General features: G+C 36.6%; 8 protein-coding genes. 7 read left to right on the top strand and 1 reads right to left on the bottom strand.

Annotated features, from left to right (window positions below; genetic code table 11):
• The first annotated feature begins 443 nt into the window (after window positions 1–443).
• From CKW00_RS13040 to CKW00_RS13000, 7 genes are all read left to right on the top strand, one after another.
• Window positions 444–1346: a M23 family metallopeptidase gene (locus CKW00_RS13040; protein ID WP_095822927.1), complete on the top strand. Its 903-nt coding sequence runs from the start codon at window positions 444–446 to the stop codon at window positions 1344–1346.
• A gap of 177 nt (window positions 1347–1523) precedes the next feature.
• Window positions 1524–1919, top strand: coding sequence for a hypothetical protein (locus CKW00_RS13035; RefSeq protein ID WP_095822926.1), 396 nt, complete (start codon window positions 1524–1526; stop codon window positions 1917–1919).
• An 812-nt stretch (window positions 1920–2731) separates the two neighbouring features.
• Window positions 2732–3415, top strand: a complete 684-nt coding sequence (locus CKW00_RS13025) for an ABC transporter ATP-binding protein (protein ID WP_332889084.1) — start codon at window positions 2732–2734, stop codon at window positions 3413–3415.
• A complete protein-coding gene (locus CKW00_RS13020) occupies window positions 3415–4542 on the top strand; it encodes an ABC transporter permease (protein ID WP_095822923.1) in 1128 nt (375 codons plus the stop codon). The genes CKW00_RS13025 and CKW00_RS13020 overlap by 1 nt, the downstream gene beginning before the upstream one ends.
• Before the next feature lie 211 nt (window positions 4543–4753).
• Window positions 4754–5314 (top strand): rhomboid family intramembrane serine protease, encoded by a 561-nt coding sequence (locus CKW00_RS13015; protein WP_095822922.1) that lies wholly within the window; start codon window positions 4754–4756, stop codon window positions 5312–5314.
• A gap of 1692 nt (window positions 5315–7006) precedes the next feature.
• The gene (locus CKW00_RS13005) at window positions 7007–7306 is read left to right on the top strand and encodes a hypothetical protein (protein ID WP_095822920.1); all 300 of its coding nucleotides are present in this window, start codon (window positions 7007–7009) and stop codon (window positions 7304–7306) included.
• 122 nt (window positions 7307–7428) lie between these two features.
• Complete coding sequence (locus tag CKW00_RS13000; RefSeq protein ID WP_095822919.1) at window positions 7429–7707, top strand: hypothetical protein; 279 nt, start codon at window positions 7429–7431, stop codon at window positions 7705–7707.
• Window positions 7708–7893: 186 nt separating this feature from the next.
• Here the strand turns inward: CKW00_RS13000 and CKW00_RS12995 are convergent, their stop codons facing one another.
• Window positions 7894–8757, bottom strand: a complete 864-nt coding sequence (locus CKW00_RS12995) for an AraC family transcriptional regulator (protein ID WP_095822918.1) — start codon at window positions 8755–8757, stop codon at window positions 7894–7896.
• Between the last annotated feature and the right edge of the window lie 134 nt (window positions 8758–8891).

Genomic DNA, 8891 nt, shown 5'->3' with positions numbered 1-8891 from the left:
GAAGCAAGCCCTGAACTGCACACCATGTTCGAAGAACGGTATGGGTCTCAAACTGAGACAGAGGAGAAAAGCTAATCCCTCCTCCGAGGATCACCCTACTGTTTTACACAAACTTATTGACGGTACCAAAGGCGGGGTAAGTTGTCATATATAAAAGTTAGTATAGCTCTATTTTTATTAAGTCTGGGTTTGTTTCTTCTCGGCTTTATTCCAGAGGAAATTGAATATGGTCTTATTATTGCAGGGATGATTTTCAATTATATAGGGATAGCTATGTTGCTTACTGGTGCAATAAAGAGATAAAAAGTGCTGGTTAAAGTTCTTCTCCAAGCGAGCGCTATAATCTAGTAACTTTGCGCCTGAAATGGGCCAGATTGTAACAAACAAATGCTTCCCAAAATTGTGTTGTAAATAACCGATTTGTAAAAAAGAAGGTGATTTAAGTGACATTAACAATTATACAACTGACTATCTTTCAGTTTATTTTACCTGCCTTTTTTATTTTCACGCTGTTGAAAGGTAAATTTAAAGGGAAAATGGACTGGGCCCTGCAGGCTTTAACATTTACCACCTATATTTCCTGGGTGTTTTTCTTCGGAAGATGGGACTGGACGATTTACTATGTACGTTTCCTGTGGCCGTTGTTATTGATTATAGTTTTATACATAAGTTGGCGGAAGGTAAGATTGCAGCATCCGCCAAAATCGTACGCTTGGAAAGATAAAACGGGATTTACTTTTTATATACTTCTGACAGCTATTTTTGTCTTTTATCATATTCAGATTTTTTCCGGCTATTCTACTAATGAGGAAGCCATAGAACTTGCATTCCCCCTGGATAACGGTACTTACTATGTTGGACAGGGTGGAGCTTCCACGCAGATTAACCAGCATCATGCAAACCTTGAGCAGCAGTATGCGCTTGATATTGTTCAATTGAACCCATTGGGCGTGAGGAGCACCGGAATATACCCTGCTGAATTGGACCGCTATAAAATTTATGGTGCTGAGCTGGTCAGCCCTTGTTCCGGCAAGATTGTGGGGGCAAGAACAGACATGACCGATTTAAATCCGCCGGAAGCGAATCCGGAACAGCCCAGAGGAAATTATGTTCAAATTAAGTGTGAACGTAATGAAGCCAACGTGTTAATCGCCCATATGCAGGAAGACAGCGCAACTGTCAAAGCTGGCGATAAGGTGAAGACGGGAGAACCAATCGGCCTTGTGGGCAATTCGGGGAATACATCGGAACCACATCTGCACATTCATGCCGAAGAAAGCGGGGAAGGCGTTCCCATTGAATTCAATGGACGCTTTCTAGTTCGAAACAGCCTTATATGGGAGTAGAATTGATTAAGGAGGGTTGTGTGCCAACAGTTAAAGGAGACAATCTGTATAATCATATTCAGCTAGTATAAAACAATTGGGTCAGTTTATTGTCCGGCAAGTAGGTCTTACAACATTGCGGTACTTTCTGTTTAAGTAAAGCAGTTCTAAAAAAAGTTTTTTAGGAGGTTGGATTTTGTGAACAATTCTTCAAATGAAATGGAACTTATTATTCCAAAGGGATGTGACAACGCCCCCAGGAAACAGATACTTATTGACTTTACAGTAGCTATAATAAAACAGCAAGATGACATCATTAAGGAATTTGCGGATGAATCTATCATTTGGTACCAGTTAAAAGATAATAAAAAAATAACGGGTCGAAATTCATTTATTACTTTTTTGCAAGAGAAAAATAAAGAGATCGTTGACTGTCTGGAAATTTATCAAGTGATAACTCACGGAAAGGATGCTTCAATAAACGGTGTGATTTCATTAGAAAATGGAACAAAAATTGATTTTTGCGATGTATATCAGTTTAGTAACGCTGCAAAGTCTGGGAAAGTAAAGGAAATAAAATCATATAGACTATAATACTTAGACTAAAATTCCGATATTCAACAGACGGGGCATATTGTTCAGTAAGGAGTTAAAAAAATTGATATTAAATATTTTATATATAATCTTGATAGTCGCATTTATAATCGTGATACCTATTATAATTAAAAAACGAAAAAAAGCTGGTGCCTCAGGTATAAAAAGTGCGTTAACTTCAATTTGTTTTTTGCTTATGGTTTTAATAAATATTTTAGCGTATTGGTTTAACTTTATAGGCCTGTTAACGTGGTCTGTCAGCTTTTTATTATTTATTTTAGCTGCTTATTTCACAAAATACTTACCCGTCTCTGAAAATAAAAGTTAAAAAATCAGGCGCGATCGCTGAAGTAAACCATCTGCCTAAAGGCTTAGGGGTTGCCATGAAGGCGACCTCTTTTTATTAGGACAGGACAGATGAAACAAAGGAACTGGGTACCAAGCATAAGAAACGGAACAGGCATTTTCTTCTCTTGAAGATGATTATTTTTATATTTCTACCTGTGGCTTTGAAATAAAGTCTGATCGTTTATAAAAACGTTTAATATCACGGCATTGTCTGGTTGTACCGTGTAAAACGCAACAAAGAGCTCATTACGTTGAAAAATTGATTTCGAGCTAAACAAGGAACTTATTTATGTAAAACACGCTTTTCTTATCTATCACAATTCATCTCTTCTGGAATAAGTTGAAAGTAGGTATTGGTGAAACATATTTTCTCCTCATACGTAAGTTTTATTGATAGGATGTACAGACTGTTTATTTGTAATAATCAATCGTACATAGATTTGAGGTGACATAAGTTGTTAGTTGTGAACATTGAACAGGCGGGTTATCCAGGGGATACAGCGATACTTGAAGATATCCACTTCTCGGTTAAACCGGGAGAACTGGTCGGGTTGATTGGACCTAATGGAGCAGGGAAAAGTACAGCGGTCAAATCAATCCTGGGAATTCTTAATAACTTCAAAGGAAATGTTGAGGTAAGCAACTATTCGTATGTTCCCGAACGACCTATTTTTTATGAGAGGGCTACGTTGTGGGAGCATATTGACTTTCTGCAAGCCATTCTACAAGTCCATGAAAAAGAGTTTATGAAAAGAGCTGAAGAGCTTCTCGAAATTTTCCAATTGACCGATGTAATCCATCATTATCCAGACAGCTTTTCAAAAGGGATGCAGCAGAAAGTAATGCTGATTCTCGCTTTTTTAAGGAAGCCTGATTTGTACATAATTGATGAACCATTCATGGGTCTCGATCCGAGGGCAACCAAGATTCTGTTGAATTTGCTGGAGGAAGAAAAGAAAAATGGTGCGGGGGTTCTCATGTCCACACATGTACTTGATACGGCAGAGAAACGGTGTGACCGGTTCGTCTTGCTATCCAACGGCAGACTAATCGTTAAAGGTAGCCTTTCGGATATTCAGGATAAATCCGGCTTATCGGGAGGAACTTTGTTTGATTGTTTTGATAAGCTGATGGAGGGTGAATCGTAATGCCGGACATTCAATTTTTTTTGAAAAGACTCGTCCAGGATGTTCAAGAACAGATGACACCCATTCGCTCTATACTGGACTGGAGTGTCCTCTTATATATAGTTATTCCTTTGATGATTGTATTTCCTTTTTTCTATAGGGATGCATGGGAGAACGTCCATTTATACTGGGGGAGTGATGTGCCGTTCATTTTTCTATGTGGACTGGTTCTGCTAGCGGTCAGTGGGGGACATATCAGAACCTATTTATGGGAGGCAGACTTGATTTACCTCTTGCAGGAAAAACGTCTATTGTCACACTTGAAGGGTTACGGCTTAATTTATTCGCTCTTAATGGCAATTGTGCGCATTCTGTTAATTGTTTTCATCGCCTTACCCGTTCTGACACTTATCTACGGCATGGAGTATCTCGATATCCTGAATTTTATAATCATCGTTGGAGCTTACCACGTCACGATCCTCACCGTTAAAAAAACCATCAGTAAAAAAATCTGGAAGTGGATGTTTACTGCAGTTGTATTCATTACTTACATATCCATAATCGAATTCCTTCACTCATCTGTTTACGGGCTCATCGGTCTCATTTCGCTTGTTGCCCTTATTCTTGTACATTTGAACCTTGATAAAACCAATCGATTGTTATTAAATGAGATTCGTGTTGAGCATGAAGAAAGGTCAAAATACGCCCGACTCATCTTAAAACATTCGATGGAAGTGGAGAAAACATCACATAACTACAGTAAAAAACCAGGAGTTCTATTTAGGCATTCAGGTAGATTATTCAAGAACAGGAGTCGGGAAAACGGGGTCCTGGAACTACAGTTGAAAGCCTTCCTCAGAGACAGGAATTACATCATTTCGTATGCGCAGCTTGTGGGTTTCACATGTTTTGCCATCATCATTGCCCCTTTTTGGGTGAAAATAATCATATATGGAAGTTTCATTTTTTTCATTCGATATTGGTCGGGGATGATTTCTCGAAAGATGCTGACGAATCGTTTTTTTCAAGTGGCTCCATTAGAGAAGACGAAGCTGGTTACTGTAGAGGCAGAATTCAAAAAATGGATTTCCTACCCATCGATCATCGTCACAAGCGTAATCATTTTGCATATTTATTTCATAGTTTAGAGGGTTTCTGCTTAGCTTCATATTCGTTTTCAAATCAAAGCTCTAAATAGTTAAGGTGATTGCTCAGTGCTTATAGATTATCTTGGAGCCAAGTTTTGATTACCGGGAGCGATTATCATAAGCAGAGTTAGAAAATAATCAACCTTTTTTATAGAAATCGTTCCTCACTCCATAAAAGAAGAATTAAACTTTAAAGGGGTGGTATAAATTCGTGAAAATTATTCCGAATGTTTACATAATACTTATTACCCTATACGTGTCAGTTTTTATATTAGATAAATTAATATTCAAAAATACGCTTCTAGAGTGGGCTGGCGGGAAGAGTTTTAATAATATGCAGGAGAGAGAATGGTACCGACTACTTACAGGGTCATTTTTTCACCAAAACATATTACATTTGTTAGGGAATGCTTACGCCATATATTTTGTCGGAGTCATTCTTGAAGGTAGAATTGGAAGTTGGAGCTTTTTAGCGATTTATTTAATCGGAAATATAGCAGCATACACTGCTTACTCTACCTTCTCGAACTATACGAATGGCACAGGAGCCTCTCCAGGAATATATGCGCTCATAGCTTGTGTAATTATCTTACACCTATACGATCCATCATTTCTTAATTTGGAATTTGGGGATTGGCCTGTGAATTACACATTTGCTTATTTAATTTTAGGGAATCTTTATGGAATAGGCGCATTTATCGTACATATTCTGGGTTTCGGTTTTGGTTCGATTATCACGTTACTACTTTTGCTTTTTAAAATTATAATTTAAAGCAAAACTCGTTAACAAAGTATGATAATTGGCGCATTTCAGCGATAAATATTGTGCTTGAACCGATACAAAAGTTCGGCACAATATAATAGATAAGTCGGGGATCTTCGTTCGATAAACGGGGAAAAAAACTCTCGCATAAAGGTGAGGTCACGATTAGATAAAACAAAATGGAAGATTTATGCATGAGGGAGGATAAAATATTAAATTAAACCGAAAACAAAAATACAAATACCTGCTTTTCTATCCTCTTGCAAGTGGGATTCTGGCTTATCTGTTCCAATCATTACTGGAGTGGAAATTCGTTGGGATAAGCCATGTTATAGGATTAACTATAGGTTTTTTCGTTTCCTGGTGGGTGTGGGCATTAGTCTCCCCGCAAACACTCCCGGATAATCAGAAGAAACAGGAAGACCAATCGGATAAAAATCAGGTCGTACGGAGCACCATTTATTATGTAATCATATTGGTCGTAATAATTGTTATAGCTATTTGGTTGGGAGATCGTTAATAGGATCCCATTTGTTGTCAGAAACGGATGCGATACAACCATTTACAAGTAACTAACGCTCGTTTTCAAATGGCTAGGAAATTTTTTGGGTTTTTCTCTAACTATCATCCGTATGAGTTATGGTATTACTAGACAGTAGCGAAGGTTGCCTTTATGCGATTTGGGTAAAGTGATAGATAGTTATTTTTTATAAATGATAAAAATGAAAAGAGCAGCCTTCCCTTCCGAGAGACTGACGGATAACTCTCCTGGAATAGCCCATTCTTCAGCTATTTCATTAAAAATGAGGTCTTATTTCGACCTTATCTTCAATAAACACCCTTAACAACGTGAGACTTAATATTGAATTGTATTAATTAAGAAAGATGACGTATCAACAGGGCCCCAGACCCAGATTCCCAAAAGTATAATAGTATTACCATAATAAAAAACCAAATATAAGCCATTTTATATGTCCGTTGTTTTTTCTGAACGTAGTAAAATGCTCCCCACAAAATAAAAGGGAGAATTAGAAGTAGCCAGTCACTCCATAATATTGCCCCTTCTCCAATGGAATATGCTATGAATACAAAGGAATTAAAGACAATTAAAATGATTAACACTAAGTAATTCAGAGATTTAAAGATAAATTGATTCAAGAGAACACCTCATTCATTTTACAAATAATTGCTTTTTTGCGAGCTGTCCCATTTCCCCAACTTTTGTAAGTATATGTAATTATTGTACCACTTTTTTGAGAACGAAACTGAAAGTACTTTTAAACAAAAGGGACGATTGTTTGATAAGAGTGATCGTCATTTCTTTGTCTCCGAACAGTTTTAAACTTAGTTTCAAGGCAATAGAGTAAGTGAACAGTAAGTAGAGGCTTCAAGAGGGTAGGGTGTTATAACTTGAAAACTGTATTTAAAATTATAGGAATACCCATTTATATCGTCGCTTTGAGTTTATTGATTTATCCTTTATTCAATATCGATTTAAGTTTATTCGGGCATATGGTAATTGTTATACCTGTGATCCTGACAGCTTATTGGCAAGTTTTTTTCTTCAAAAAGAATGAAAAATAGTTTGATATAATGGAATTATTTAGCTTAATGATAGTAATGCAACAAACGGGCCAGGTTGTTGAATATGAATTCATGATAAAATAATTATAATAATTCTTATAAGTAGGGGGTGCGATCTTGAAAGCAAAGAAAGTATTACTTGATATTTTAGGCTATATTAGTCTTTGGGGGCCGTATCCAGATGTAGATACAGAGAATATTAGTAATAATATAAAAGTTTTGAAGAGAACCCCGTGGTTCCAAGCATTAATGAATGATGAAAAATATCGCGAGCTTATTGTTTATGATAAAGACGTACGTTACAAAATTGGTTATCCAAATACTGAAAGACTAAAAAGAAATGCCCATAAAAAGCGTTACAAAAAGAAGATACAAAAGGTTTTAGAGAAAAAGCATAAGCACTTATCGAAGATTTAAAATTGAAGTATTTTACAGTGAGTAGATATCTGCAATCGGAGCGCGATTCCTTAATAAAGAGTAGCACCCATATTGCGTATAAGGACCATTTAACGGCACATTGAAAGGTGGTATAAAAGCATATGACAACTAATAACTCTTCAGAAAAAAGTCCTTGGTATTTAAAAAAAGGCTGGGTATATGCAATGTGCTTAATAACACCGCCAATTGGTTTAATGAATGTTTTATTGAATCGGAATCATTGGAAGCGTGATGAAAAACTATCCTATTTAGGCATAGCTATAATTATGGGTATTTTTTGGCTTCTAAAATTTTTTCCGTTCTGGGTTTCAGTCGTATGTGCTATTGCAGGATATTTAGTTATCCATATATGGCCTGAGGAACCTGAACAAGAAACATAGTCAAGTTTTAACAAACGGGCGCAGTTGTTGAATAAGGCTGCGCCTCAAACGGCCCAGATTGTCGAATTGATTGTACTAATAATAAGTTTCACCTTCTGCAATTGTAGACCACATTAATAATTTTGAAAGAGCAACGCTGAATCTGCGTTGCTCTGCATTAGTCCTCATTACAATGATTACTATTGATTATTTCTTTCGCACGGGAAGCCAAACTTCACTATAAGCGTAATCTTTTTTATGCTTATCCATTTTAGTAAGAGAAAAAGTAGGAGCATTGATTACTTCGTAATCAGAAGAAGGAAGCCATTCTGAATAAGTTTTTGCCATTGTATCCTGCAACGTAGATGGAAATGGTCCTTCACTTGGAAATACTGCCCAAGTATAAGCTTCAACAGGCACAACGTCTAAAAAATTGCTGGCTTGGTTTTTAGTCGTTAATACACCTACCAAGTGGGTTAAATCCCCTTCTTCTTTCAGGAAATTTTCGTCAGCGTCGTAAGAAGCATTAACAATTTCATGAGGCTCTATATTTTGAAGAGAATGCATTTCTTTTTTTTGCTCTTCTGTTATGCTTTCTGCAAGCTTTACTATTTCGTTGTTCACACCTTCAAATTGCATAGGAACACGTTTACTAACACCAACTAGATTAAACGCTGGTTTGTCTTCGATTCTAAATTCCATAGATATTCCTCCCCTTACAGTAATTATGAACGAAAGTTTGGGAAATGATTTGCTTATCCTTTTTTTTATTACATCTGAGGGCAATACACCACACCATTTTTTAAAAGCCCTGGTAAAACCGTCCATTGATTGATAACCATATTTAAAAGCAACATCTGTTACCTTTTCTCCACTCAATAAATCCTTGTTTGCTTCCGATAGTTTTCTGTTTTTTACATATTCATTTAGTGTCATGCCTGAAAGATGAAAAAATACCGTTCTCAAGTGATAATCGGAAACCCCAGCATAATTGGAAATACTATCAAGAGAGAGGTCATCGGTTAAATGAACCTCAATATAGTCAATCACATGGTTCAATTCTTTTAACATCAGATCCCTCCCTCTTTAAATTAACGTTTTCTTAGAATTTCTTCGTTTTTCGTCCATTTTCTTTAGAACTATAGAAGTTTATGGTTGCGGTCGAAACCTTTATATGAAAATAAAGGGGATATTTGGAATATGGG

The sequence above is a fragment of the Salimicrobium humidisoli genome (genome assembly GCF_002295105.1).
GTDB lineage: Bacteria > Bacillota > Bacilli > Bacillales > Halobacillaceae > Salimicrobium > Salimicrobium humidisoli.
This window is presented reverse-complemented; position numbering and strand designations above follow the sequence as displayed.